Annotated in this window: 17 protein-coding genes and 1 pseudogene; 11 read left to right on the forward strand and 7 right to left on the reverse strand. The window is 71.9% G+C overall.

The annotated features are described in order from the left end of the window. Positions 1–58 precede the first annotated feature (58 nt). The 4 genes and pseudogenes from ACIP5M_RS02165 (at position 59) to ACIP5M_RS02180 (ending at position 3,987) form a co-directional block, all read left to right on the forward strand. Complete coding sequence (locus ACIP5M_RS02165) at positions 59–916, forward strand: M24 family metallopeptidase (RefSeq protein ID WP_401190877.1); 858 nt, start codon at positions 59–61, stop codon at positions 914–916. Then, complete coding sequence (locus ACIP5M_RS02170; protein ID WP_401190878.1) at positions 913–2,703, forward strand: SDR family oxidoreductase; 1,791 nt, start codon at positions 913–915, stop codon at positions 2,701–2,703. The genes ACIP5M_RS02165 and ACIP5M_RS02170 overlap by 4 nt, the downstream gene beginning before the upstream one ends. 149 nt (positions 2,704–2,852) lie before the next feature. Next, positions 2,853–3,062, forward strand: a pseudogene (locus tag ACIP5M_RS02175) (metal-dependent hydrolase); the annotation flags it as partial. A gap of 10 nt (positions 3,063–3,072) precedes the next feature. Next, positions 3,073–3,987: a MerR family transcriptional regulator gene (locus tag ACIP5M_RS02180; protein WP_401190879.1), complete on the forward strand. Its 915-nt coding sequence runs from the start codon at positions 3,073–3,075 to the stop codon at positions 3,985–3,987. Between the two features lie 165 nt (positions 3,988–4,152). Here the strand turns inward: ACIP5M_RS02180 and ACIP5M_RS02185 are convergent, their stop codons facing one another. Next, the gene (locus ACIP5M_RS02185; protein WP_401190881.1) at positions 4,153–4,941 is read right to left on the reverse strand and encodes an aquaporin; all 789 of its coding nucleotides are present in this window, start codon (positions 4,939–4,941) and stop codon (positions 4,153–4,155) included. A gap of 132 nt (positions 4,942–5,073) precedes the next feature. On the opposite strand from ACIP5M_RS02185, the gene ACIP5M_RS02190 reads away from it, so the two are divergent. The 3 genes from ACIP5M_RS02190 to ACIP5M_RS02200 all read left to right on the forward strand — a co-directional run bounded on the left by ACIP5M_RS02190 (position 5,074) and on the right by ACIP5M_RS02200 (position 10,775). Beyond that, positions 5,074–5,613 carry an RNA 2'-phosphotransferase gene (locus ACIP5M_RS02190; protein ID WP_401190883.1) on the forward strand — a complete coding sequence of 180 codons (540 nt, stop codon included), beginning with the start codon at positions 5,074–5,076 and terminating at the stop codon, positions 5,611–5,613. Between the two features lie 255 nt (positions 5,614–5,868). Continuing rightward, complete coding sequence (locus tag ACIP5M_RS02195) at positions 5,869–7,701, forward strand: HSP90 family protein (RefSeq protein WP_401190885.1); 1,833 nt, start codon at positions 5,869–5,871, stop codon at positions 7,699–7,701. Then, positions 7,698–10,775 (forward strand): tetratricopeptide repeat protein, encoded by a 3,078-nt coding sequence (locus tag ACIP5M_RS02200; protein ID WP_401190887.1) that lies wholly within the window; start codon positions 7,698–7,700, stop codon positions 10,773–10,775. Before ACIP5M_RS02195 ends, ACIP5M_RS02200 begins: the two co-directional genes overlap by 4 nt. 53 nt (positions 10,776–10,828) lie before the next feature. On the opposite strand, the gene ACIP5M_RS02205 is transcribed toward ACIP5M_RS02200, so the two are convergent. Beyond that, the gene (locus ACIP5M_RS02205) at positions 10,829–11,734 is read right to left on the reverse strand and encodes an LLM class flavin-dependent oxidoreductase (RefSeq protein ID WP_401190889.1); all 906 of its coding nucleotides are present in this window, start codon (positions 11,732–11,734) and stop codon (positions 10,829–10,831) included. A gap of 75 nt (positions 11,735–11,809) precedes the next feature. On the opposite strand from ACIP5M_RS02205, the gene ACIP5M_RS02210 reads away from it, so the two are divergent. Further along, the gene (locus tag ACIP5M_RS02210; RefSeq protein WP_401190890.1) at positions 11,810–12,709 is read left to right on the forward strand and encodes a Cof-type HAD-IIB family hydrolase; all 900 of its coding nucleotides are present in this window, start codon (positions 11,810–11,812) and stop codon (positions 12,707–12,709) included. 44 nt (positions 12,710–12,753) lie between these two features. Here ACIP5M_RS02210 and ACIP5M_RS02215 read toward each other — a convergent pair whose 3' ends face one another. From ACIP5M_RS02215 to ACIP5M_RS02230, 4 genes are read right to left on the reverse strand one after another with little or no spacing between them, the layout of a single operon-like run. Beyond that, positions 12,754–14,490, reverse strand: a complete 1,737-nt coding sequence (locus tag ACIP5M_RS02215) for a GAF domain-containing sensor histidine kinase (RefSeq protein ID WP_401190892.1) — start codon at positions 14,488–14,490, stop codon at positions 12,754–12,756. A 24-nt stretch (positions 14,491–14,514) separates the two neighbouring features. Continuing rightward, complete coding sequence (gene cydD / locus ACIP5M_RS02220; protein WP_401190894.1) at positions 14,515–18,078, reverse strand: thiol reductant ABC exporter subunit CydD; 3,564 nt, start codon at positions 18,076–18,078, stop codon at positions 14,515–14,517. A 10-nt stretch (positions 18,079–18,088) separates the two neighbouring features. After that, complete coding sequence (cydB, locus tag ACIP5M_RS02225; RefSeq protein ID WP_401190896.1) at positions 18,089–19,090, reverse strand: cytochrome d ubiquinol oxidase subunit II; 1,002 nt, start codon at positions 19,088–19,090, stop codon at positions 18,089–18,091. Positions 19,091–19,108: 18 nt separating this feature from the next. Next, complete coding sequence (locus ACIP5M_RS02230) at positions 19,109–20,614, reverse strand: cytochrome ubiquinol oxidase subunit I (RefSeq protein ID WP_401190898.1); 1,506 nt, start codon at positions 20,612–20,614, stop codon at positions 19,109–19,111. Positions 20,615–20,805: 191 nt separating this feature from the next. Here ACIP5M_RS02230 and ACIP5M_RS02235 point away from each other — a divergent pair, with 191 nt between their 5' ends. Then, a complete protein-coding gene (locus tag ACIP5M_RS02235; RefSeq protein ID WP_401190900.1) occupies positions 20,806–21,174 on the forward strand; it encodes a cyclophilin-like fold protein in 369 nt (122 codons plus the stop codon). A 49-nt stretch (positions 21,175–21,223) separates the two neighbouring features. Here the strand turns inward: ACIP5M_RS02235 and hisC are convergent, their stop codons facing one another. Then, the gene (hisC, locus tag ACIP5M_RS02240) at positions 21,224–22,303 is read right to left on the reverse strand and encodes a histidinol-phosphate transaminase (RefSeq protein ID WP_401190902.1); all 1,080 of its coding nucleotides are present in this window, start codon (positions 22,301–22,303) and stop codon (positions 21,224–21,226) included. Between the two features lie 361 nt (positions 22,304–22,664). Between hisC and ACIP5M_RS02245 the strand changes: the two genes are divergently transcribed. Then, on the forward strand, positions 22,665–23,780 hold the full coding sequence (locus tag ACIP5M_RS02245) for a LacI family DNA-binding transcriptional regulator (protein ID WP_030028209.1): 1,116 nt from the start codon (positions 22,665–22,667) through the stop codon (positions 23,778–23,780). 217 nt (positions 23,781–23,997) lie between these two features. Continuing rightward, complete coding sequence (locus ACIP5M_RS02250) at positions 23,998–25,218, forward strand: metallophosphoesterase (protein WP_401191838.1); 1,221 nt, start codon at positions 23,998–24,000, stop codon at positions 25,216–25,218. Positions 25,219–25,253: the final 35 nt, after the last annotated feature.

The raw sequence follows: 25,253 nt of genomic DNA on the forward strand, positions 1-25,253 counted from the left end.
GTCACATTCATCAGTGTCAAGTTACGAGCGCGTACGGCTACACGGACGGACGGCTGGCATGGCTGGGGACACCAAGCAACGCACCGCGCAACTCACGGCCGACCTGCGCGGGTTCAGGGAAGTACAACGGCTCTCCTACGCATGCGCGGAGACCGTCGCCGCACAGCTGAGGCCCGGCGTGACCGAGCGTGAGGCGGCCCGGATGCAGCGCGACTGGCTGCGCGAGCGCGGCGTGCGCGACTGGTTCCACCTGCCCTTCGCCTGGTTCGGGGACCGCACCGCCTTCGTGAACTTCAAGATCCCGCTCCAGTTCTTCCCGACCAACCGGAAGCTGGAACCAGGGATGCCGTTCATCCTCGACATGGCACCGGTCTACAAGGGGTACGCGGCCGACATCGGATACTCGGGCAGCCTCGGGCTCAATCCGGTGCAGGACCGGCTCATGTCCGATCTGCAGGCCCACCGCGAGCTGATCCTGGACCAGGTGCGCGAGCGGCGCTCGCTGCGCGAGATCTACGAGAACGTCGAGCGGCTGATGAACCGGCAGGGGTACGCCAACCGGCACCGCGCCTACCCCTTCGGCGTGATCGCGCACAAGATCGACCGCGTCAAGGAGCGGCGCTGGTCGCCGACCGCGTTCGGATTCGGCACCCAGTCCCTGAAGGGGCTCGCCTCCGATGCCCTGCACGGGCACCGGGAGGGCTGGTCCCCGTTGTGGAGCCCCTACCACTTCTCCGACCATCCGCCGCAGCCCGGCTTGTGGGCGGTGGAGCCGCATCTGGGCTTCCGCGGCACGGGCGCCAAGTTCGAGGAGATCCTGGTGGTCACCGACTCCCGGGACCCCCTGGAGAGCGCATTCTGGCTGGACGAGGATCTGCCGCACGTGCGGCGCTGGGCTGAGGAGAAGGCGGCATGAGCGGCATGGACGGAGCGGGCGCGGTGGTACCGGCGGGCGCGCGAGAGCGCTGGGTGAGCACCGGCGGGGTCGAGCTGTGCGTCGTCGAGCTCGGCGAGGCGGACCGGCCGACCGTGCTGCTGGTGCACGGCTACCCGGACAGCAAGGAGGTCTGGTCGGAGGTCGCCGAGCGGCTGGCGGAGCGCTTCCACGTGGTGCTCTACGACGTGCGCGGCCACGGGCGCTCGACCGCTCCGCAGCCGCTGCGGGGCGGCTTCACGCTGGAGAAGCTGACCGACGACTTCCTGGCCGTGGCGGACGCGGTCAGCCCGGACCGGCCGGTGCACCTCGTCGGCCACGACTGGGGCTCCGTGCAGGGCTGGGAGTTCGCCACCGTCGCCCGCACCGAGGGCCGGATCGCCTCCTTCACGTCGATGTCGGGGCCATCCCTGGACCACTTCGGGCACTGGATCAAGAAGCGGATGGCGCGGCCCACCCCGCGCCGGGCCGCACAGCTGCTGAGCCAGGGCGCCAAGTCCTGGTACGTCTACATGCTGCACACGCCCGTGCTGCCGGAGCTCGCCTGGCGCGGGCCGCTCGGCAAGCGGTGGCCCGCGATCCTCCAGCGCGTCGAGAAGGTTCCGGCCGGCTCCTACCCGACGGCCTCCCTGCCGTCGGACGCGGCGCACGGCGCCTGGCTCTACCGCGACAACGTGCGGCCCCGCCTGCGCCGGCCCCGCACCGACGCCTACGCCCACGTACCCGTGCAGCTGATCACCCCGACCGGGGACGCCTTCCTGTCCGAGCGGCTCTACGACGAGCTGGAGCTGTGGGCGCCCGATCTCGTGCGCCGCACGCTGCCCGCCAAGCACTGGGTGCCCCGGACCCGGCCCGACCAGCTGGCCGCGTGGATCGGCGAGTTCGTCACCGCCCGGGAGGAGCCGGCCACCCGGGCACCGGAGCAGAAGGCTCCGGGCCGGTACGCCGACCGCTTCGGCGGTCAGCTGGTGCTGGTCACCGGCGCGGCCAGCGGCATCGGCCGGGCCACCGCCTTCGCGTTCGCCGAGGCCGGGGCCCGGGTGGTGGCCGTGGACCGGGACGCCGAGGGCGCGGCGCGCACGGCCGACATGGCCCGTCTGATCGGCGCCCCCGAGGCCTGGGGCGAGTGCGTGGACGTCAGCGACGAGCAGGCGATGGAGAAGCTCGCCGCGAAGGTGGCCGCCGAGTACGGAATCGTGGACGTACTGGTCAACAACGCCGGGATCGGCCTGTCCGGCGCCTTCCTCGACACCACCGCCGAGGACTGGAAGAAGGTCCTCGACGTGAACCTGTGGGGCGTCATCCACGGCTGCCGGATCTTCGGGAAGCAGATGGCCGAGCGCGGCCAGGGCGGGCACATCGTCAACACCGCCTCCGCCGCCGCCTACCTGCCTTCCAAGACCCTGCCCGCCTACAGCACGTCGAAGGCCGCGGTGCTGATGCTGTCGGAGTGCCTGCGCGCGGAGCTGGCATCGAAGTCGATCGGCGTCTCCGCGATCTGCCCCGGCATCGTGAACACCAACATCACGGCCACCTCGCGCTTCGCCGGGGTGGACGAGGCCGAGGAGAAGCGCCGCCAGGAGCGCTCCTCCCGGCTGTACGGACTGCGCAACTTCCCGCCGGAGAAGGTCGCCGAAGCGATCCTGCGGGCCGTGGTGCGCAACGAGGCCGTCGTGCCGGTGACTCCCGAGTCCAAAGGTGCCCTGTGGATGTCCCGCTTCGCGCCGCGCACCCTGCGGCGCATCGCGAAACTGGAGCCCAGGCTGTGACCGGCACCGGGGCTGCCACCGCGACGGGGACCGGGCCCGGGACCGGGGCCCCGTACGCGATCAGCCCTCGCCGGGTGGCCTTCGACTGGAAGACCACGCCGCTGATGCCCGCCGGGGAGCGGGGCAACGACCCCGAATCGGGTGGCCGGTCGCGCTCTGCGCTGCGCGCTCACAACCGGGCGGTGGCCAAGGGCCTGCTGCCCACGTGGAGAGAGCTCGGCACGGCCATACCCCGCTCCTTCCGGCGGTCGTACCATCCCTCGCAGGAGGGCTCGCTGCGCAGGGCGGTCGAGTACCTTGCGGCGTCACCTGCCGCCCGGGCCGCGGCGGGCGCGGTCGGCCGAGCCGCGATGTCGTAGGGAGCCGGGATTGTCCGAGCAGGCGGTAGCCGAGTACCGGATCGAGGATCTGGCGCACCACAGCGGGGCGACGGTGCGCACCATCCGTGCGTACCAGGACCGCGGTCTGCTGCCGAAGCCGGAACGGCGCGGCCGCTCCAACGTCTACCGGGACACGCATCTGGCGCGGCTGCGCCAGATCGCGGACCTGCTGGACCGCGGCTACACGCTGGCCTCCATCAAGGAGCTGCTGGAGGCCTGGGACGCGGGTCGCGGACTCGGCGGGGTACTGGGGCTGGTCGCCGAGGTGCACGGGCCGTGGACCGACGAGGAGGCGGCCCGGATCAGCCGGGAGGAGCTGAACGAGCGGTTCGGCGGCCTGCCCGACGACGAAGCGGTGAGCGAGGCGTGCGAGCTGGGGGTGCTGGAGCGGATCCCCGGGCGCCCGGACCAGTTCCTCGTGCCCTCACCGCAGGAGCTGGCCGTGGCCGCCGAGCTGTACGCGGCCGGGGTGCCGTTGTCGGCGATCACCGGTCATCTGCGGGAGCTGCGCGGGCAGGTGGAACACATCGCCTCGCGGTTCCTGGAGTTCACCACCGAGCACGTTTTCGCGCGCTACCTCGGGCACGTGCCGCCCACCGACGCGGACGCGGCGGAGGCGGCGACGATGGTGCGCAGGCTGCGGCCGCTGGCCCAGCAGACCGTGGACGCCGAGCTGGCGCGGGCGATGCGGCTGTTCGCGACCCGGCATCTGCAGCGGCACCTGGGGGCGGCCGGGGGCGCGCAGCCGTCGGGGCCGGCCCCGGTGGCGCTGCCGGCCGGGACGGTACGGGCGGTGGAGGACCTCGTCGGCGCCGATCACGTGGCGGAGTTCGTGCGTGCCGCGACGGAGCGGGAGCTCCAGGCCCGGACCATGAACGATCTGGCCCGCCGGGGCGAGCGGTAGCCCCGGGGGTTCTTCCAGGGGTCGTTCCCGGGGGGGCATCCCCGCGGGTCCTTCCCGGGGTCCTTCGGGCGGTAGTCCACAGGGCGGATCACGCGTTTGCCGTCAAAACCCGCCCAAACGGCTGTGGACAAGTCCCGCCTGCCTGTGGGTAACGGGGTCGGCGTCTCAACCTATGGTCTCGTACGCCTCCTTGTCGGACACGGGCAGCGCTTCCGAGGTGGGCTCCGGCAGGGCAGTCGGCAGCACCTCCGTCGTCACCGTCTTCGGGGGGCGGGCGGTCCCGTACAGCACGCGGGCCAGAACCAGGCCGAGTATCGCGCCGGCCAGTTGGGCGGCGACGAACCCGGGCAGGGACTCGGGGGCGATCCCGGTGAAGGAATCGCTGAAGGAGCGCGCGACGGTGCCGGCCGGGTTGCCGAAGGAGCCGGACGAGGTGAACCAGATGGCGGCCAGGAAGTACGCCCCGACCGCGGCGGGGATCAGCTTCGGGCGTCCGATGCGGTCGAGGCCCTGGATGAGAACGACGAGTCCGGCGGTGGCCACGACCTCGCCGACGAGCAGGTGGCCGCCCTCGCGTACGTGCGTGGCGAAGGTGCCCGGGACCCGGCCGAACATGGCCTCCGTGACGAGGGCTCCGCTGATGGCTCCGGCCGTCTGGGCCAGCGTGTAGACCAGCGCCTCCCGGCCGTCGAGGCCGTCGCCGCCGGTGCGCCGCGACCACCAGGCGGTCAGGGTGACCACCGGGTTTAGGTGACCGCCGGACAGCGGCCCGAAGAGGGTGATGATCAGCACGAGGCCGATGGCCGAGGCCAGCGAGTTGGCGATCAGGGCAACGCCGGTGTCACGGCTGAGTTCGGCGGCCTTGATTCCGGAGCCGATCACGAACACGAGGAGGCCGGCGGTCCCGATCAGTTCGGCAGCCGCACGGCGTGGCAGAGAGGTATGGGCTGTCATGGTTTCTCCCCCTGGGCAGAAGTGGCAGCGGAAAATGTATTCCGTATCTTGGAATAACGATAGAGGGCGTCCACGCCCTCACACGCCCGAAAATCCCTGCCGGAACACCGCCCGACCCGGCACGCTGGGACCATGGACCAAAGACGCACCGTCAAGGTGTCCAAATACGTCTCGAAACACCTCCGACATCAGCCGGAACGGATCGGACTGGTGCTCGATCCCCAGGGCTGGGTGGAGATCGACGATCTTCTCTCCGCGGCCGCCGCGCACGGCTTCCCCTTCAGCCGCGCCGAGCTCGACCATGTCGTCGCCACCAACGACAAGCAGCGCTTCGCCGTGGAGGGGACCCGCATCCGGGCCAGCCAGGGGCACACCGTCGCCGTCGACCTGGATCTCCCCGAGGCCGAGCCGCCCGCGTACCTCTTCCACGGCACCGTCGCCGCGGCCCTGGACGCGATCCGCTCCGAGGGTCTGCGCCCGATGGCCCGCCACCACGTACACCTGTCCCCGGACCGGGAGACCGCGACCCGGGTCGGCGCACGGCGCGGCCGGCCGGTCGTGCTCGCCGTCGACGCGGGGGCGATGCGCGCCGCCGGGCACGTGTTCCGGATCAGCGCCAACGGGGTGTGGCTGGTGGACGCCGTACCGCCGGAGTTCCTTCGCTTCCGGTAGCAGCCCTTCACCTGGACTTTCCCGGCGCTTTACCCCTTCCGGCCCCTCCCGGCCCTTCCCCGGCACGTCCCGTCCGCGTCCCCGGCACGTCCCGTCCGCGTCCCCGGCACGTGCCGTCCGCGTCCGCTTCCGGGCGCGAGAATTCACTCAGGGATTGTCGGACCATCCCCCTAATCTGTTCCCCACTCCGGGATCTGTGAGGGGGGCACCTCGCGATCGCCGAACCATCCCCGTACGTACGCGAGGTGACGCCCCATGACGTCCACACCCCACAGTTTTCAGGTAGATCTGCGCGGCCTGGTCGACCTGCTCTCCCACCACCTGTACTCCAGCCCGCGCGTCTACGTCCGCGAACTCCTCCAGAACGCGGTGGACGCCGTCACCGCCCGCCAGAGCCTCGAGCCGGATGCGGAGATCCGCATCCGGCTCTCCGCCGCCGACGGCCGGGTGACCATAGAGGACAGCGGCATCGGCCTGACCACCGCGGAGGCGCACTCCCTCCTCGCCACCATCGGCCGCAGCTCGAAGCGCGGCGACGAGCACAGCCTGGAGTCCACCCGCCGGGAGTTCCTCGGCCAGTTCGGCATCGGTCTGCTCGCGTGCTTCGTCGTGGCCCGCCAGATCCGCGTCGTCACCCGCTCCGCCCGCGACCCGCAGGCCGCGCCCGTCGAATGGCTGGCCACCGACGACGGTTCGTACACCGTCCGCGAACTGCCCCACGAAGCACGTCCGGAGCCCGGCACCACCGTCGTCCTCGAAGCCCGCCCCGGCGCCGCCGAATGGGCCGTCCCGGCCAAGGTGGAGGAGCTGGCCCGCGACTACGGCTCCCTGCTGCCCTACGACATCACCTTCGACGACGGCGAGGGCGGCGGGCCCCGCCCGGTCACCGACCGGCCCGCCGTGTGGGACCGGCCGTTCCCCACGCCCACCGCACGCCGCGTCGCCCTCGCCGGGCACTGCGCCCAGGTCTTCGGCTTCACCCCGCTCGACACCATCGACCTCGACCTGCCGGTCGCCGGAGTGCGCGGGGTCGCGTACGTCCTGCCCGAACCGACCAGCCCCGCCCACCGAGCCGGACACCGCGTCCACCTCAAGGGCATGCTGTTGACCGACCGCGCCGACAACCTGCTGCCGGACTGGGCGTTCTTCGTCCGCGTCGTCCTCGACACGGACACGCTGCGGCCCACCGCCTCCCGCGAGAACCTGTACGACGACGAGACCCTGTCCGCCGTACGGGAAGCCCTCGGCGCCCGCATACGGGGCTGGCTCGCCGAGCTCGCGGCGAGCGAACCGGAGCGCTTGGCCGCCTTCCTGAGTGTCCACCACCTCGGAGTGAAGTCCATGGCGCGCCACGACTCCGAGCTGCTCGGGCTGATGCTGCCGTGGCTGCCCTTCGAGACCAGCGACGGCCCGATGAGCCTGGAGGAGTTCACGGCCGCCCACACGGACGTCCACTTCACGCGCACGGTCGAGGAGTTCCGCCAGATCGCGCCGATCGCCGCCGCCCACGGTCTCGGCGTCATCAACGCCGGTTACACCTACGACGCGGATCTGCTGGCCCTGCTGCCGTCCGTACGGCCCGATCTGAAGGTCGGCGAACTCGACGCCGGAGCCGTCACCGAACGGCTCGACCCGGTGCCCACCGCCGCGGAACTGGAACTCGCCCCCTTCCTCGCCACCGCACGCACCCGCCTGGAACCCCAGGGCTGCGATGTGGTGCTGCGTGCCTTCCAGCCCGTCGCCGTCCCCGCGCTCTACCTCGACGACCGCCAGGCCCGGCAGGAACGGGACCGGACCGCCGCGCTGGAGAGCGCCGACTCCCTGTGGAGCGGCATCCTCGGCGCGCTGCGCGGCTCCGCGCCGCGCGCCCGCCTGGTCCTCAACCACAACAACCCGCTGATCCGCCGGATCGCCGGGCTCCCCGACGAGGCCCTGACCGGCACCGCCGTCGAGTCGCTGTACGGGCAGGCCCTGCTGATGTCCCAGCGGCCGCTGCGCCCCGCCGACTCCACCCTGCTCAACCGGGCCTTCCTCGGGCTCCTGGAATGGGCGACCCACCCCACCGAGGCCCAGGAGGACCGCAAGTGACGATGCTGACGCGCCAGGAGATCGAGCTCGGGCTGGCGGAGAACCGCGAGTCGCCGAACGGCGCCGCGCGCAACGCGCACGCCGAGGCCCTCGTCGGCGCCGCCGAGGCGAGCGGCGACCGGGCCCTGTTCCGCGCGGCACTGGACAACCTGGTCGGCGCCTACCTGTTCAGCTCGGAGTCGTCGAAGCTGCTCGTGCCCTTCGCCCGGCTGCTCCAGGAGTACGACAAGGACCCCGGCGCCTTCTCCGAGTGGGACGCGCACTCGTTGTTCTGGCAGTTCAAGTGGGTGACCACGGCAATCTCCGACTCCCCCGGCATCCCGCTGGAGTCGGCCACCGGCTGGCTGGACGAGATGGAGCGCCGCTACCGGCTCGCGGGCTACAGCGAACGTCCCGTACGCGAGGCCGAGCTGTGGCTCGCCGACGCGATGGGCGATGACGAGCGGGCCGACCGCGCCTTCGAGCGCTGGCTGGCGGCCGAGCGCGACGACATGAGCGACTGCCGTGCCTGTGAGCTCAACAGCCAGGGCCAGTACGCCGTCCTCCGGGGGAACGACGCACGCGCCCTGGAGCTGTGGACGCCGGTGCTGGCGGGTGAGAAGACCTGCGCCGAGGAGCCGCACCGGGTCCTGGCCACCTCCTTGCTGCCGCTGTTGCGGCTCGGCCGGGCCGACGAGGCCCGTTCGCACCACCTGCGCGGCTACCGCATGGCCCGCGGCAACGAGAGCCTGCTGCCTTCGATCGGCAAGCACATCGAGTTCTGCGCGCTCACCGGCAACGAATCACGGGGCCTGGAGATCCTGGCCGACCACGCGGCCCACGTGGCCCCGCTCGCCAACGTCGACGACCAGCTGGCGTTCCACGGCGGCATCCTCGTCCTGCTGCGCCGGCTGGCGGAGCTGGGGCACGGCGGGAGCCCGGCCGTCCCCTACGAGGGCACGCCGCGCACCGTCTCCGAGTTGTACGAGGTGCTGTACGCGGCCGCGCTCGACATCGCCCGGCAGTTCGACGCGCGCAACGGAACCACCCGCGTCTCGGAGCGGTTCCTGGCCCGGATCGGGCGCCAGCCGCTGACCGGCCGGCTGCCGCTCGGGGTGCGCAGCACCGCCCTCGCGGGGGCGGCACAGGTCGTCCCGGCGCACGCCGTCCCGGTGCCCCCGACGGAGCCGGCCGCGTCGACGGGGTTCGCCGAGTGGGTGGAGCGGGCCCGGCAGGCGCGCGACCAGGGGCATCCGAGCGCGGACGCGCTGTGGGCCGAGGTGGCCGTACGGGCGGACGCCCAGCCGGAGCCCGATCCGCTCGTCGCGGCCGATCTGGCGGACCAGCGGGCCCTGGCCGCGGCCCGCCGCGGGGCCGAGGAGGCTTCCGAGCTGCTGATGGCGGTCCGGGACGGCTACCGGGCGCTCGGGCAGGCGCAGCGCGCGGCGCTCGCCGAGTTGCGGCTGGCGACGCTGGCCGCGCAGTCCGGGGCTTCGCCCGCCGAGGTCAGGAGGTTGTTGGGGGCTGCCGTACGGGCCGCCGAGGGACTCGATCCCGCCGAACCGCTGCGGATGCGGCGGATCGCGCTCGCGGAACTGTCGGCGATCCGGATGGAGTCGTACCTGCGCTCGGTCGAGGCGGCCTCCGACGCCCGGCACGAGCACGACCACGGCCACGACCACAGCCACGCCGGGGACCACGGCCACGGTGAGTTCGCCGCCGAGTTGACCTCCTTCGTCGCCTCCTACGCGGACACGCTGCCGGATCTGGCTGCGGAGGCCGAGGAGATGCTGGGCAGGGTGGCCCTCTCGCAGGGGGATCAGGAGCGGGCCGTGGCACTGCTGGCCGGATCCGCCGTACGGGCGGTCGCGGCGGGCCGGCCCTGGCAGGCGGTGGACGCGCTGGTGCTGCGGGCGGGGGTGCTGATGTCCCTGGACAGGCCCGCGGAGGCGGAAGCGGCCGGACGGTCCGCGCTGGAGCACGCCTCCGAGGTCACCGACTCCGAGGCACAGGGCGTCGTACGGCTGACCCTCGCGGACATCCTGCTGCGGCGGGGTGACGCGGCCGCGGAGGCAGCCGGGCACGCGCTGGAGGCAGCCCACTGGTTCGACCTGGCCGGTCTCACGGCGGACGGAGGGGCGCAGGCCCGGCTGGTGCTGGCCCGGGCCTACGTCCAGGACGACCGTGTCGCCGAGGCTGCCGAGGTGCTGCAGTCTGCGCTGCCCGACCTGGTGGAGCACGGCGACCAGCAGGCGGTGTTCGTACGGGAATTCCTGGGCGATCTGCTGCGCCGGCTGAACGAGCCCCGCCAGGCGGCCGAGCAGTACCTGATGGCGGCGGAAACGGCCAAGGGCTGGGAGGATCCGCGGCCTCAGGCGGGCTTCGCGCAGTCGGCGGCCGACTCCCTGTCCGACGCCGGGCTGGTCGTGGAGGCGGTCGCCGCCTACGAGCGGGCTCTGGAGCTGCACCGCCTGACGGGCGAGGCGCCGGTTGCCGAGGTGCGCATCCTGCGCTCCCTGGCCTGGCTGGGGCTGCGCGCGGGCGCCGACGATACTGCGGTGAGCCGGGCCCGGGCCCTGATGGACGAGGCCGCCGGGGTACTGGAGGACGCCCTGGCAGCGGAGCCCGGCTCGGTCGAGCTGCGCTCCGAGCTCGCCCAGACCTGGCACCAGCTGGCGCAGGTGCTCGACCGCCGCGTCGGCGCGCAGCAGGAGCAGGAACACGAGGACGAGGCGGACGGCGCGGGCGCCGAGGGCGTCGGGGATGACGAGGCCGCCGAGGGCGTCGGCGAGGGCGGCTCGCTCCCGGTGGGGGAGCGGCTCGGCCAGGCCGAGATCGAGGCGCTGCGGCTGGAGGAGATCGCACTCTGGGACCGGGCTGCCGCGACCTATGCGGAACTCGGCCCCGGCCACCTCCAGGACCGCTTCCAGTGCCTGAACAACGCCGCGTGGACCGAGCACGAGCGGGGCCGCGGAGCGGCGGGCGCCGAACGGATCTCCGCCCTGCTCGACGAGGTCCGGGCGCTGCCCGAGGAGGCCGTGCCCGACTGGCTGCCTCCGGCCGCCGAACGGCTGATCAAGCAGCTGACGGCCTGACCCGCTGCGTCCGGGCCGTCGCTCCCCACGGGAGGGGGGACGGCCCGGCGGGATCAGTCGTCCAGCTGGGCCAGGGCCTCGCCGGCGATCTTCTCGAAGACCGCCTCGTCCGCGGCGAAGTCCGAGTCCGGAATCGGCGCATGGATCACCAGCTCGGTGAAGCCGAGCTCGCGGTGACGGCCAGCGAAGTCGACGAACGCGTCCACCGACTCCAGCAGGGTGCTGCGCTCGGGCGTGAAGCCGGTCAGCAGGATCTTCTCCATCGGCCCGAAGTCCCGGCCGATCTCCGCGCAGGCTGCCTCCAGCCGGCCGAGCTGCCCGCGCATGGCGTCGAGCGACTGCTCGGGCGTGCCCTCCTCGAACAGCTTCGGGTCACCTGTGGTGACCCAGGCCTGGCCGTGCCGCGCCGCGAGCTTCAGGCCGCGCGGCCCGGTCGCGGCGACCGCGAACGGCAGTCGCGGGCGCTGGACACAGCCGGGGATGTTGCGGGCCTCCTCGGCGGAGTAGAAGGTGCCGCGGTGGCTCACCGCACCTTCGGTCAGCAGCTGGTCCAGCAGCGGCACGAACTCGGCGAAGCGGTCCGCCCGTTCGCGCGGGGTCCAGGGCTCCTGGCCCAGCGCGGTCGCGTCGAAGCCGTTGCCGCCCGCGCCGATACCGAGGGTGAGGCGCCCGCCCGAGATGTCGTCCAGGGTGATGAGCTCCTTGGCGAGCGTCACCGGGTGACGGAAGTTGGGCGAGGTGACGAGGGTCCCCAGGCGCAGCCGCTCGGTGGCCGCGGCCGCCGCGGTCAGGGTGGGCAGCGCACCGAACCAGGGCCCGTCACGGAAGGACCGCCAGGACAGGTGGTCGTAGGTGTAGGCCGTGTGGAAACCGAGCAGCTCGGCCCGCAGCCACTGGTCGCGACCTCCCTTGTGCCATCGACGTACCGGAAGTATCACCGTGCTCAGACGCAGACTCATGGCTTCGAGCGTACGGGGGTGGCGATGTTTCACGTGAAACATCGCCACCGGCCCGTGGCCGGCCCCCGGGGGGCCATGGGCGAAGATGGAGCCGTGACCTCGGCTCCCCAGTGCCCGGACGGGCCAACCCCCGCACCCCGGCTCATCGCCACCGACCTCGACGGCACCCTCCTGCGCGACGACAAGTCCGTCTCACTGCGCACCGTCGCCGCGCTCGCCGCCGCCGAGGAGGCAGGGATCGAGGTCTTCTTCGTCACAGGACGCCCGGCCCGCTGGATGGACGTGGTCAGCGATCACGTCCACGGCCACGGCCTGGCGATCTGCGCGAACGGCGCGGCTGTCGTCGACCTGCACGCCGGGCGGGAATTCGTCCAGGTCAGAGCCCTTCCGCGAACGGCCGCCCTGGACGTCGTCAACGCGCTGCGGGCTGCGGCACCCGGCACGTCGTTCGCGGTCGAGCTGACCACCGGCATCAACTACGAGCCGACGTATCCGCCGTTCTTCCAGGACCCGGGCGCCAACGTCGCCACGGCCGAGAAGCTGCTGTCGGAGGACACGGACGAGAGCGCGGCGCCCGTGCTCAAGCTGCTCGCGCACCATGCCGAGCTGGCCCCGGACGAGTTCCTGGCCCTGGCCCGGTCCGCTGCCGGTGCGCTCGCCTCGATCACCCGCTCCAGTCCGACCGCCCTGCTGGAGATCAGCGGGCACGGTGTCTCCAAGGCGAGCACTCTGGCGCTGTGCTGCGCCGAGCGGGGGATCACCCCCGCCGAGGTCGTCGCCTTCGGCGACATGCCGAACGACGTGGAGATGCTCAGCTGGGCGGGCACCTCCTATGCGATGGGCAACGCCCACCCGGATGTGATCGCGGCCGCGTCCGGCCGCACGACCGCGAACAACGAGGACGGGGTCGCCGTCGTCATCGAGCGCATCCTGGCCGAGCGCATCGCCCGCCGGCAGTCCCACGACGTCCCCTAGGGAGCGTGCGTCCCGGATCCCGTCGGCCCGCCGACTGACACCTCTTAGAGCGGCGCCTCCCACACCAGGGTGGTCCCGCCGCCGTCTTCTCCGAGGCCCGGACCGTAGGAGCTGGAGCCGCCCAGGGCCTCGGCGCGGCGGCGAAGGTTCCGCAGGCCGCTGCGCCGTCCGCCCTCGGGGATGCCCACCCCGTCGTCGGCGACCTCCAGCCGGACCCCGGGACGGCCGTCCGCCAGCGTGACGGTGGAGTCCACGACCACCTCGATCCGGGACGCGTCGGCGTGCCGGAACGCGTTGGACAGGGCCTCGCGCAGCGCGGCGATCAGGTTCTTGCCCACCAGTTCGCCGACGGCCGTGTCGATCGGGCCGAGGAAGCGGTGCGCGGGCTTGAAGCCCAACGGCACGGCGGCCATGTTGATCTCCCGCAGCACCCTGGTGCGCAGCCCCGACGGCGCCTCCGCCGGTCCCTGCTGGAGGGCGAAGATCGCGGTGCGGATCTCCTGGATCGTCACGTCCAGCTCGTCCACGGCCTTGCCGACCCCGTCGCGGACCTCGGGGACGATGGACCTGCGCTGCGCGCCCTCCAGCATCATCCCGGTGGCGAACAGCCGTTGGATGACCAGGTCGTGCAGGTCGCGGGCGATCCGGTCACGGTCCTCGAACACGGCGAGCCGCTCCCGGTCGCGCTGCGCCTCGGCCATCATCAGGGCGAGCGCCGCCTGCGAGGCGAACTGCGTGGCCAGGGTCCGCTCGTCCTCGCTGAAGGGGCGCTTGCCGCGGCCCCGGGGGGTGACCAGGGCGCCCAGGACCCGTCCGCCGCTGTGCAGCGGCAGCATCATGCAGGGCCCGTACCGGCTGGTGAGCTTGCTGATCATGCGGGGGTCGGTGGCGGCGTCGTCCACGAAGACCGGCTCGCCCTGGAGCAGCCGTTCCACGACCGGGCTCTCCGCGGGGATCACCAGGCCCAGCGAGGTCGCCGCGTCTTCGGCGGAGACGGCGACGATCTCCATTCCGCCCTCCTCGGCCGGGAGCATCACGATCCCGGCGGCGGAGTCGGCCAGGTGGCGGGCCTGCTCGGCCACCACCGCCAGGGCGTCGTCCGCGTCCCCGCCGGACAGCAGGGCGGTGGTGACGGCGACCGAACCGTCGATCCAGCGTTCGCGCTGGGTGGCCGCCTCGTACAGGCGGGCGTTGCCGATGGCGATGCCCGCCTCGGTGGCCAGTACCCGGACCATGTGGAGGTCGTAGTCGTTGAACTCGCCGCCGCCGTGCTTCTCGGCGAGGTACAGGTTGCCGAAGATCTCCCCCTGGACCCGGATGGGGACCCCGAGGAAGGTCTTCATGGGCGGGTGGTGCGGGGGGAATCCGGCCGCGCGCGGATCCTTCGCCAGGTCGGCGAGCTGCACGGTGTCGGGGTGCGAGATCAACGCTCCGAGCAGGCCCCGCTTGCCGTCCGGGCGGTGCCCGATCTTGCGGGCCAGCTCGGCGCTGATCCCGTAGGTGACGAAGTCGGAGAGCCCGCGGCCCTCCGTGTCGACGACACCGATCGCCGCGTAGCGGGCGTCCGCGAGCTCGGCCGCGGTCTCGCAGATCCGGTCCAGCGTGGAGTGCAGCTCAAGGCCGGTCCCGACCGACCTCATGGCTTCCAGCAGTTGCGGAACCCGGGCCGTGAGCTCGGTGGAGAGTCCTTGCAGACTCCGGGTGGCCTGGGTGGCCGCCTCCAGCGGGTCCGAGGTGTCCGATGACGGGTCCGGCGGTTGCGGCGACTCCTGCACTGACATGCCCTTGAGACTAGTTAGTACCGTTTAGCTGGGAAAGTTGCGGCTTGCCGACAGTCGGCCGAGCGCGTCCGCTTCCCGTTCCCGCTCCAGCAGTCGGCGCAGCGGTCCATCGGCAGCCGCCAGCTCCGCGTACGGTCCGCGCTGTACGAGCTCTCCCCGGTCCAGCACCAGCACGTCGTCGACGGCCTCCAGCCCGGCCAGCCGGTGGGTGATCAGCACGGTGGTGCGGCCCTCGGTCGCAGCCAGCAGGTCCGCCGTCAGCTCGTCCGCCGTGGCGAGGTCCAGGTGCTCGGCCGGTTCGTCCAGGACCAGGACGGGGAAGCCGGCCAGCAGGGCGCGGGCCAGGGCCAGGCGCTGCCGCTGACCGCCCGAGATCCGTTCGCCGTGCTCGCCGACCAGCGTGTCCAGCCCGTCCGGAAGCCCGTCGGCCCATTCCAGCAGCCGGGCCGAGGCCAGCGCCTGGCGCAGCTCGACCTCGCTCGCCCCGGGCCGGGCGAGCCGCAGGTTCTCCCGTACCGAACTGTCGAAGAGGTGCGCGTCCTGCGCGCACAGGCCCACGAGCGCCCGTACGTGGTCGCCGTCGAGCGTGCGGGCGTCCATCCCGCCCAGCGTGTACGCGCCTTCGCGCAGGTCCAGGAACCGGAGCAGGATCTGGGCCAGCGTGGTCTTGCCGGAGCCTGAGGGGCCGACGACCGCGATGCGACGGCCGGCCTCCAGGGTGAGGTCCAGGCCGCGGAGCGCGTCGCGCTCCTGACCCGGGTGCCGGGCGGTCAGCCCCGTCAGCCGCAGCGGGAAGGGCGAGGCGGGGGCCGTGCCGGGCCGCTCGGGCTCGACGACCGGAACCGGCGCGTCGATGACCTCGTAGACCCGCTCGGCGCTGCGGCGCACCCGCTGGCGGTACTGCACGGCGAGCGGAAGGCCGGTGACCGCCTCGAACGCGGCGAGGGGGGTCAGCACGGCAACCGCCACGGCCACGCCGGACAGCCGTCCGTCGTGGACCGCGTTCGCCGCGGCGGCGGCGGCCGCCACGACGGTCAGCACGCACACCAGCGCCGACAGTCCGCTGCCCAGGCCGTTGGCGGCGGCGCCCCGCGCGGCGATGCCCGTCAGCAGGCCGTCGCTCTCCCGCGTGCGGCGCTTGCGGTCTTCCAGCGCGCCGGCAACGGTGAGCTCCGCGGTACCGGTGAGGAGATCGGCCACCCGGGTGGCGAGCTCACCGCGGGCGGGGGCGAGCCGGCGTTCGGCACGCCGCGCGCAGGCGCCGCTGACCAGCGGCACTCCGACGCCTGCGGCGAGCAGCCCGACGGCGAGCGCGGCCCCGGCCTCGGGCAGCAGCCAGGTGGTGAAGGCGACCGAGCCGGTGCCGACCAGGACCGCGGTGCCGACCGGCAGCAGCCAGCGCAGCCAGTAGTCCTGGAGCGCGTCGGCATCGGCCACCAGCCGGGCCAGCAGATCCCCGCGCCGGTGCTCGCGCAGCCCGGCGGGGGCGATGCGCTCCAGCCGCCGGTAGACGGAGACCCGCAGATCGGCGAGCATCCGCAGCACGGCGTCGTGGGAGACGAGCCGCTCGGCATAGCGGAAGACGGCCCGCCCCATGCCGAAGGCCCGGGTGGCGGTGACGGCCACCATCAGGTAGAGCACGGGCGGCTGTTCGGACGCCCGCGAGATCAGCCAGCCGGACACGGCCATCAGTCCGACGCTGCACCCCACGGCGAGGGCCCCCAGGAACAGGCCGAGCCTGAACCGCCCCCGCCAGGCCTTGGCCACGGCCCGTACCCGGGACAGCGGGTGCTCCCCCGAGAACCTGCTCCACGAGGCGGTGGACTGCGCCGCTCCCGGCTCCGCCTCCAGGGCAGGCTCCGCCGTGGCATCTCCGCCGGGGACCGAACCCCGGTGGGCGTCTCGGGGCCGAAGTCCCGAGGGTTCGGGGGACTGCCCGGCGGGACGCACCTCGACCACCCGGTCGGCGATGGCCAGGAGCGCCGGGCGGTGCACGACCAGCAGTACGGTGCGGCCCGCCGCCAGGCGGCGTACGGCCTCGACCACGGCCGCCTCGGTCTCGCCGTCCAGCGCCGCCGTCGGCTCGTCGAGCAGGAGGACGGGCCGGTCGGCCAGGAAGGCCCGGGCCAGCGCCAGCCGCTGCCGCTGGCCGGCGGACAGGCCAACGCCACCCTCGCCCAGCGGGGTCAGCACCCCGTACGGCAGAGCGGACACGAACTCCCAGGCCCCCGCGTCCCGCAGCGCCGCGACCACCTCGGCCTCGGACGCCTCCGGCCGGGCCAGCCGTACGTTCTCGGCGATCGTCCCGGCGAACAGGTGCGGCCGCTGCGGAACCCACGCGATCCGCTCCCGCCACTGCGCAGGTGACAGCTCGGCGAGGTCCACACCCGCGACCCGTACCCGGCCGCCGGTCGGTGTCACGAACCCGAGCAGTACCTGCAGGAGGGTGGACTTCCCCGCCCCGCTGGGGCCGGTGAGGGCCACGCACTCCCCAGGCTCGACGGTCAGCGACACGGGCCCGGGCGAGTCCTCACCCCGGCCTTCGTACCGGACGGCGACGCCGTCGATCTCGATCCGCAGGGGAGCGCCCGCGGGCAGCGCGGTCCCGGCGGTCGGGTCCGCGACGGGGGTCTCCAGTACGCCGAAGATCTCCTCGGCGGCCGCCAGCCCCTCGGCGGCCGCGTGGTACTGCGCGCCCACCTGCCGCAGCGGCAGATAGGCCTCGGGGGCCAGGATCAGGATGACCAGCCCCGTGTAGAGGTCCAGGTCACCGTGGACCAGCCGCATGCCGATGGTCACGGCCACCAGAGCCACGGACAGGGTCGCCAGCAGTTCCAGCGCGAAGGAGGAGAGGAAGGCGATGCGCAGGGTCCGCATCGTCGCGCGCCGGTAGTCATCGGTGATCTTGCGGATGGACTCGGCCTGCGCCTTGGCGCGCCCGAAGACCTTCAGCGTCGGGAGTCCGGCCACCACGTCCAGGAAGTGCCCCGACAGCCGGGACAACAGCCGCCACTGGCGTTCCATCCGCGACTGCGTGGCCATGCCGATCAGAATCATGAACAGGGGGATCAGCGGCAGGGTGACCACGATGATGGCCGCCGAGACCCAGTCCTCGGTGACGATCCGGGCCAGGACCGCCGCCGGTACCACCACGGCGAGGCCCAGCTGCGGCAGGTACCGCGAGAAGTAGTCGTCGAGCGCGTCCACGCCCCGGGTGGCCAGCGCCACCAGCGACCCCGTGCGCTGTCCGGTCAGCCGGCCCGGGCCCAGGTCCGCGGCCCGGTCCAGCAGCCGGCGACGCAGTTCCGACTTGACCGCCGCGCCGGCCCGGTGCGCGGCGAGCTCCGTCAGCCAGGCCAGCAGGCCGCGCCCCAGCGCCACCGCCGCGAGCAGCAGCAGTGGCGTCCGGAGCGCCGCAGCGTCCAGCCCTTCCTCGAAGGCGCCGACCACGATCTCGGCGATGAGCATCGCCTGGCCGACGACCAGCCCCGCCCCGGCAAGACCCAACGCCACCACCGCCCCCAGGAAGAGGCGGGTGGAGCGGGCGTACCGAAGCAGGCGCGGGTCGATCGGTTTCACGTGAAACATCCCCCAGGTGTCAGTGCGCGTCGACGATGTGCTGCGTGCCGATGCGCTTGCGGAAGACCCAGTACGTCCAGCCCTGGTAGAGCAGGACGAGCGGGGTGGCCACGGCCGCACACCAGGTCATGATCTTCAAGGTGTACGGGCTGGACGACGCGTTGGTGACCGTGAGGCTCCACGCCCCGTCCAGCGAGGACGGCATGACGTTCGGGAAGAGCGTCAGGAAGAGCATCGCGACGGCTGCCGCGATGGTGATCCCGGACAGGGCGAACGACCAGCCCTCGCGGCCCGCACGGTTGCACCCGAGCGCCCCGACCAGCGAGATCACCGCGATGGCCATCGCGACCAGGCTCTTGGCGTCGCCGCTCCTGAACTGGGTCCAGGTCAGGAAGACCAGGGCCAGTACGGCGGTGACCACGCCCAGCCGGGCCGCGAGCCTGCGCGAGCGGTCCCGGATGTCACCGACCGTCTTGAGCGAGGTGAAGACCGCGCCGTGGAAGGTGAACAGGGTGAGGGTGACCAGGCCGCCGAGGATCGAGTAGACGTTGAGCAGGTCGAGGAAGGTGCCGACGTACTCCTTGTTCTGATCGATCTTCACCCCGCGCACGATGTTGGCGAAGGCCACGCCCCAGAGGAACGCCGGGATCAGCGAGGTCCAGAAGATCGCGTGTTCCCAGTTGGTCTGCCACGCGTCCTCGTCCCGCTTGTGCCGGTACTCGAAGGCGACGCCGCGGATGATCAGGCAGACCAGGATGAGGAGCAGGGGCAGGTAGAAGCCCGAGAAGAGGGTGGCGTACCAATCGGGGAAGGCGGCGAAGGTCGCCCCGCCCGCGGTGAGCAGCCAGACCTCGTTGCCGTCCCACACGGGTCCGATCGTGTTGATCAGGACCCTCTTCTCGGTGCGGTCGCGGGCGAGCAGCTTGGTCAGTACGCCGACTCCGAAGTCGAAGCCCTCCAGGAAGAAGTAGCCGGTCCACAGGACGGCGATGAGTACGAACCAGACGTCGTGAAGTTGCATGGTGTGGTCTCCTCAGCCTCAGTACGAGAAGGCCATCGGCCGGTCGGGGTTCTTGTCGTCCCCGCCGATCCGGGTGGGCGGGTTGAGGTCGGCCTCGGTGAGCTCGGGCGGGCCGGCCTTGACGTACTTGACGAGGAGCTTGACCTCGATCACGGCGAGCACGGCGTAGAGCAGCGTGAAGCCGATCATCGAGGTGAGGACCTCGCCCTGGGAGACGTTCGGCGAGACCGCGTCCCGGGTGCGCAGGACTCCGTAGACCACCCAGGGCTGGCGGCCCATCTCGGTGAAGATCCAGCCCCAGGAGTTGGCGATGAGCGGGAAGCCCATGGTCCACAGGGCGACGATCCAGTACAGCTGCCCGAACTTGGGGCTCAGCGCCTGCTTGAAGAGGACCAGGTTCGGCACCTCTTCCTCCGAGGTCCGCAGGCCCGGCGGCAGCATGAACTTCTTGCGGGTCAGCCACAGCCCCAGCACGCCCACGCCGAGCGAGGCCATACCGAAGCCGATCATCCAGCGGAAGCCCCAGTAGGCGACCGGGATGTTGGGCCGGTAGTCGCCGGGGCCGAACTTCTCCTGCTCCGCCTTGTTGACGTCGTTGATGCCCGGGACGAACGAGGTGAAGTCGTCGTTGGCCAGGAACGACAGCACTCCCGGGATCTCGATGGCGACCTTGTTGTGGCCCTTCTCGACGTCGCCGTAGGCGAAGACGGAGAACGGGGCCGGCGCCTCGCCGTCCCAGAGCGCCTCGGCGGCGGCCATCTTCATGGGCTGCTGCTTGAACATCACCTTGCCGAGCAGGTCACCGCTGATGGCGGTGCCGAGACCGGCGATGATCATGACGACCAGACCCAGCCGCAGCGAGCTGCGCATCACCGGGATGTGCTTCTTGCGCGCCAGGTGGAAGGCGGCGATGCCGACCATGAAGGCACCGCCGACCAGGAAGGCGGCCGTGATGGTGTGGAAGAACTGGGTGAGCGCGGTGTTCTGGGTGAGCACGCGCCAGAAGTCGGTGAGCTCGGCCCGGCCCCGCTCCTCGTTGATGCGGTACCCGACTGGGTGCTGCATCCAGGAATTGGCCGCCAGGATGAAGTAGGCGGACAGGACGGTGCCGAGGGAGACCATCCAGATGCAGGCCAGGTGGATCTTCTTCGGCAGCTTGTCCCAGCCGAAGATCCACAGACCGATGAAGGTCGATTCGAAGAAGAAGGCGATCAGCGCTTCGAAGGCCAGCGGCGCTCCGAAGATGTCGCCGACGAATCGCGAGTAGTCGGACCAGTTCATGCCGAACTGGAACTCCTGGACGATGCCGGTGACGACACCCATCGCGATATTGATCAAGAAAAGCTTGCCCCAGAACTTCGTGGCCCTGAGGTACTTCTCCTTCTCCGTCCGGACCCACGCCGTCTGCAGGCCGGCGGTAAGGGCCGCCAGCGAGATCGTCAGGGGAACGAACAGGAAGTGGTAGACGGTGGTGATGCCGAACTGCCAGCGCGCCAATGTTTCAGGCGCCAAAGCTAGGTCCACGTCGTCTTCTCCTTGTCGTCGCCGTGGTCACAGCGGGCAGTCTGCCTGGCGGGTTCCCTCCCGTACCGGGAGGAAGCAGGACACGCTTGTGAACGCGTTCACATTCACAAGCATTATGGCGCACACCTTTTCGGCCGCTTCAAGCGGGGTCCCCCTAGCCAAGAAATTCAACAGATTGTTGAATGTGGGGCATGAAGATTCGAATCTCCTGGCCCGCCGGCCAGCTCACCGCGACCCTTGACGAAACTCCGACCGCCAAGGCCCTGGCCGACGCGCTCCCGATCTCCGCCAGTGCCAACACCTGGGGCGAGGAGGTCTACTTCGACACCGGCGTCTCCGTGGCCCTCGAGCACGACGCCCGGCAGGTCGTCGACCCCGGCACGGTCGCGTTCTGGACCGAGGGCGACGCGCTCGCGCTGCCCTACGGCCCCACGCCCATCTCGCGCGGAGGCGAGAGCCGCCTGGCGAGCCCGTGCAACGTGCTCGGCTCGTTCGACGGCGACCCCCGCCTGCTGGCCACCGTGCGCGACGGCGACCCCATCCGCGTGGAACTCGCGTAACCCGGCCGACCCGCGCGATCACGCGGCTCGCCGGGCCCGCCCGCGGGAACTACAGCTCCTTGAAGAAGGCCTCCGCCGTGTGCAGGAAGAGGTCGTTCGCCTCGGTCTCACCGATCGTGACCCGCAGGCCCTCGCCCGCGAAGGGCCGGACCACCACACCGGCCTTCTCGCAGGCCGCCGCGAACTCGGCGGTGCGCTCCCCCAGCCGCATCCACACGAAGTTCGCCTGCGTGTCCGGAACCGTCCAGCCCTGCGCGCGCAGCGTCTCGTGGACCCGCTCCCGCTCGCACACCAGCGCCCCGACCCGCCCCATCAGCTCGTCCTCGGCGCGCAGCGAGGCCACCGCCGCGTCCTGGGCGAGCTGGCTGACGCCGAAGGGCACCGCCGTCTTGCGCAGCGCCGCGGCCACCGGCTCGTGCGCCACCGCGAAGCCGACGCGCAGGCCGGCGAGCCCGTACGCCTTGGAGAACGTACGCAGCACCGCGACGTTCGGGCGGTTGCGGTAGAGCTCGGTGCCGTCCGGTACGTCCGTGTCGCGGACGAACTCGCGGTAGGCCTCGTCGAGCACCACCAGGACGTCCGAGGGCACCCGGTCCAGGAACCGCTCCAGCTCGGCGCGGCGCACGGCGGTGCCCGTGGGGTTGTTGGGGTTGCAGACGAAGATCAGCCGGGTCCGCTCGGTGATCGCCTCCGCCATCGCGTCCAGGTCGTGCACGTCGCCCTCGGTGAGCGGGACCTGCACGGAGGTCGCACCCGAGATCTGCGTGATGATCGGGTAAGCCTCGAAAGAGCGCCAGGCGTAGATGACCTCGTCGCCCGGCCCGGCCGTCGACTGGATCAGCGACTGGGCCACGCCGACCGAGCCGGTGCCGGTGGCGATGTGCTCGACCGGCACACCGAACCGCTCCGCGAGCTCGTTCACGAGGCCGGTGCAGGCCATGTCCGGGTACCGGTTGAAGGCGCCGGCCGCAGAGACCGCGCTCTCCAGCACGCCCGGCAGCGGCGGGTACGGGTTCTCGTTCGAGGACAGCTTGTACGCGACGGGCCCGCCCGCGGCAGCCGGCTTGCCGGGCTTGTATGTGGGAATGCCGTCCAGCTCGGCGCGCAGCTTCGGGCTCTTCTCGCTCACCGCAGGTCCTCCTCGACCGTCCCGTACGACGTCGCCGTCGACTCAATACTGCTCACCTTATGAGGATTCCGCCTTCCCGAGAATGGGGGCGCCTGGAATGCGGGGGAGCGCGCGCATATATGCGCGCGCTGGTGGCCTGCGCCGTGGCGCGCATCCCTCGTACAGGTGAGTTGGGACCGGCCCGATCCGACACCGCTTTGGCATGCCCGGACCCGCCGACAAGCGCCCTGACCGGGCTGTGACCTCAAATCCCTTTGATTCCAAGGTCATTGGGGGTGGCGAATCATGCAGAATCGTGCCTGTCAACGCGTGCATATGCACACGGACCACCCACCCCACCGAGCCCTACTATCGGCTCGCCATGACAGCAGCAGGGAAGCATCAGGTGAGCCGGACCGAGACCACCCGGCGGGCCGCCGGCCGACAGGGCCGGGCAGGCATCAGGGACGTGGCCGCCGCGGCGGGCGTCTCCATCACAACCGTCTCCGACGCGCTCAATGGCAAGGGACGGCTGCCGGACGCCACCCGCCGCCACGTTCGCGAGGTCGCCGACCGGCTGGGCTACCGCCCCTCCGCCGCCGCCCGCACCCTCCGTACCGGCAAGTCGGGCCTCATCGGCCTGACCGTGACGACGTACGGGGATGAACCTTTCACCTTCACCGAATTCGCCTACTTCGCCGAGATGGCCAGGGCCGCCACCTCCGCCGCGCTCGCCCGCGGCTACGCCCTCGTCATCCTCCCCGCCACCTCCCGACACGACGTGTGGTCCAACGTCGCCCTCGACGGCACCGTCGTCATCGACCCCTCCGACCACGATCCCGTCGTCACCGAACTGGTCCGCCAAGGCCTGCCCGTGGTCTCCGACGGCCGCCCCGCAGGCTCCCTCCCCGTCACCGCCTGGGTCGACAACGACCACGAGGCCGCCGTACTCGGCCTCCTCGACCACCTCGCGGCCGCCGGCGCCCGCCGGATCGGGCTGCTGACCGGCACCACCACCGACACCTACACCCGGCTCTCCACCACCGCCTACCTCAACTGGTGCGAGCGCGTCGGCCAGGACCCCGTCTACGAGTCCTACCCCGCCCACGACCCCTGCGCGGGCGCCGTCGCCGCCGACCGGCTCCTCGCCCGCCCCGACCGGCCCGACGCCGTCTACGGGCTCTTCGACCCCAACGGCACCGACCTGCTCGCCGCCGCCCGACGCTACGGCCTGCGCGTCCCCGAGGACCTGTTGCTCGTGTGCTGCAGCGAGTCCACCGTGTACGCCAACACCGAGCCGCCCATCACCACGCTCTCCCTCAAACCGCGCCGCATCGGGACGGCCGTCGTACAGCTGCTCATCGACGCGATCGAGGGCGTGGACACCGGGCGCCCCGTCGAACAGGTCGTCCCGACCGAACTCATCATCCGCACCTCGTCACAGCGCAGGCAGCCCCGTACGACCGTCAGTCCACCCCGGTCCCCGGCCCAGGACTGACGCCCCGCACCGTCCCGCCGGCGGAGCCGCAGGCGCCGCCGGGGATTTCAGCAACACCGATATCGGGAGAAAGCGGCAGGAACGATCGGCTCCGGACAGGATTCACCACCCCTGGTGCGTCACAGAGCGCGAGCCGCATTCCTATGATGGGCGCACGACATCACGGACCCTCCTCCCCGGAGGTCAGGAGGGTCCGCAGGTGTACGGCAGCGCGACGGTGGTGGAGGGGTCGATGACTCAGGGGGCCGGTCAGGGACCCGCGATGCGGACGGACACGCTGCGGGACTTCCGGGTTCCGGTCACCGAACCCGCCCCGCACTCCGTATCCACCGGGCTTCCCGGTGACGCCCCCGTGTACGGCGAGTACCCCGCGTACTACGAGGAAGGCGCGACGACCGTGCCCCAGCAGCCCGGCTACGCGCCCCAGGCGGGCACGCCTCCGCTCGCCGAACCCGCACCCGAGCCGGGTCCCGTCCCCTCCGCACCCGACGACGACCTCGACGGCTACACGCCGACCCAGCGCGACCTGCCCGTCATCGGCCGCGGCGCGCTCGGCGGCCCGGGCGACACCGTGCAGGTCCAGTACGTCCCCCAGGAACCGGCGGCCGGCGGCCCGGGCCCGCTCTACGTGGTCGGCGACGTCCACGGCTACCTCGACGAGCTCGTCACCGAACTCCACGCCCAGGGCCTGATCGACGCCGAGCGCCGCTGGTCCGCCGGCAACGCCCGCCTCTGGTTCCTCGGCGACTTCACCGACCGCGGCCCCGACGGCATCGGCGTGATCGACCTCGTCATGCGCCTGTCCGCCGAGGCCGCGGCCGCCGGCGGCTACTGCAAGGCGCTCATGGGCAACCACGAGCTGCTGCTCATCGGCGCCAAGCGGTTCGGCGACACCCCCGTCTCCTCCGGGGCCGGAACCGCCACCTTCCAGGCGGCCTGGCTCCTCAACGGCGGCCAGCGCACCGACATGGAGCGGCTCCAGGACGTCCACCTGCAGTGGATGTCGCGCCTGGACGCGGCCGTCCTGGAGGAGGGCCACCTGCTGCTCCACTCGGACACCACGGCCTACCTCGACTACGGCGACTCCATCGAGGACGTCAACGACACCATCCACGAGCTGCTCAACCGCAACGACGCCGACATCACCTGGGACCTCTTCCGCAAGTTCACCAAGCGGTTCGCCTTCCGCGACGAGGAGACCGGCCCGCAGGCCGTACGCGAACTGCTCGGCACCTACGGCGGCCACCGCGTCGTGCACGGGCACAGCCCCATCCCGTACCTGCTCGGCGAAGTGGGCACCGAGGACGGCGACGAGGCACGCGGCCCGGAGGCCGTGGACGGTCCCCACGTGTACGCGGACGGGCTCGCCATCGCGATGGACGGCGGAGTGACGATGGCCGGCAAGCTGCTCGTGGTGCAACTTCCCCTCAACGACTGACGGTTCCCGCACAGGGCTATTTCGGCAAAGCCCCT

This window comes from Streptomyces sp. NPDC088762 (genome assembly GCF_044750905.1).
Lineage (GTDB): Bacteria > Actinomycetota > Actinomycetes > Streptomycetales > Streptomycetaceae > Streptomyces.

Bases quoted from the DNA above. Each gene is read 5' to 3' on its own strand.
- ACIP5M_RS02165 (WP_401190877.1), top strand. From the start codon at position 59: ATGGCTGGGGACACCAAGCAACGCACCGCGCAACTCACGGCCGACCTG.
- ACIP5M_RS02170 (WP_401190878.1), top strand. From the start codon at position 913: ATGAGCGGCATGGACGGAGCGGGCGCGGTGGTACCGGCGGGCGCGCGA.
- ACIP5M_RS02185 (WP_401190881.1), bottom strand. From the start codon at position 4,941: ATGACAGCCCATACCTCTCTGCCACGCCGTGCGGCTGCCGAACTGATC.
- ACIP5M_RS02190 (WP_401190883.1), top strand. From the start codon at position 5,074: ATGGACCAAAGACGCACCGTCAAGGTGTCCAAATACGTCTCGAAACAC.
- ACIP5M_RS02195 (WP_401190885.1), top strand. From the start codon at position 5,869: ATGACGTCCACACCCCACAGTTTTCAGGTAGATCTGCGCGGCCTGGTC.
- ACIP5M_RS02205 (WP_401190889.1), bottom strand. From the start codon at position 11,734: ATGAGTCTGCGTCTGAGCACGGTGATACTTCCGGTACGTCGATGGCAC.
- ACIP5M_RS02210 (WP_401190890.1), top strand. From the start codon at position 11,810: ATGGGCGAAGATGGAGCCGTGACCTCGGCTCCCCAGTGCCCGGACGGG.
- ACIP5M_RS02215 (WP_401190892.1), bottom strand. From the start codon at position 14,490: ATGTCAGTGCAGGAGTCGCCGCAACCGCCGGACCCGTCATCGGACACC.
- cydD (WP_401190894.1), bottom strand. From the start codon at position 18,078: ATGTTTCACGTGAAACCGATCGACCCGCGCCTGCTTCGGTACGCCCGC.
- cydB (WP_401190896.1), bottom strand. From the start codon at position 19,090: ATGCAACTTCACGACGTCTGGTTCGTACTCATCGCCGTCCTGTGGACC.
- ACIP5M_RS02235 (WP_401190900.1), top strand. From the start codon at position 20,806: ATGAAGATTCGAATCTCCTGGCCCGCCGGCCAGCTCACCGCGACCCTT.
- ACIP5M_RS02245 (WP_030028209.1), top strand. From the start codon at position 22,665: ATGACAGCAGCAGGGAAGCATCAGGTGAGCCGGACCGAGACCACCCGG.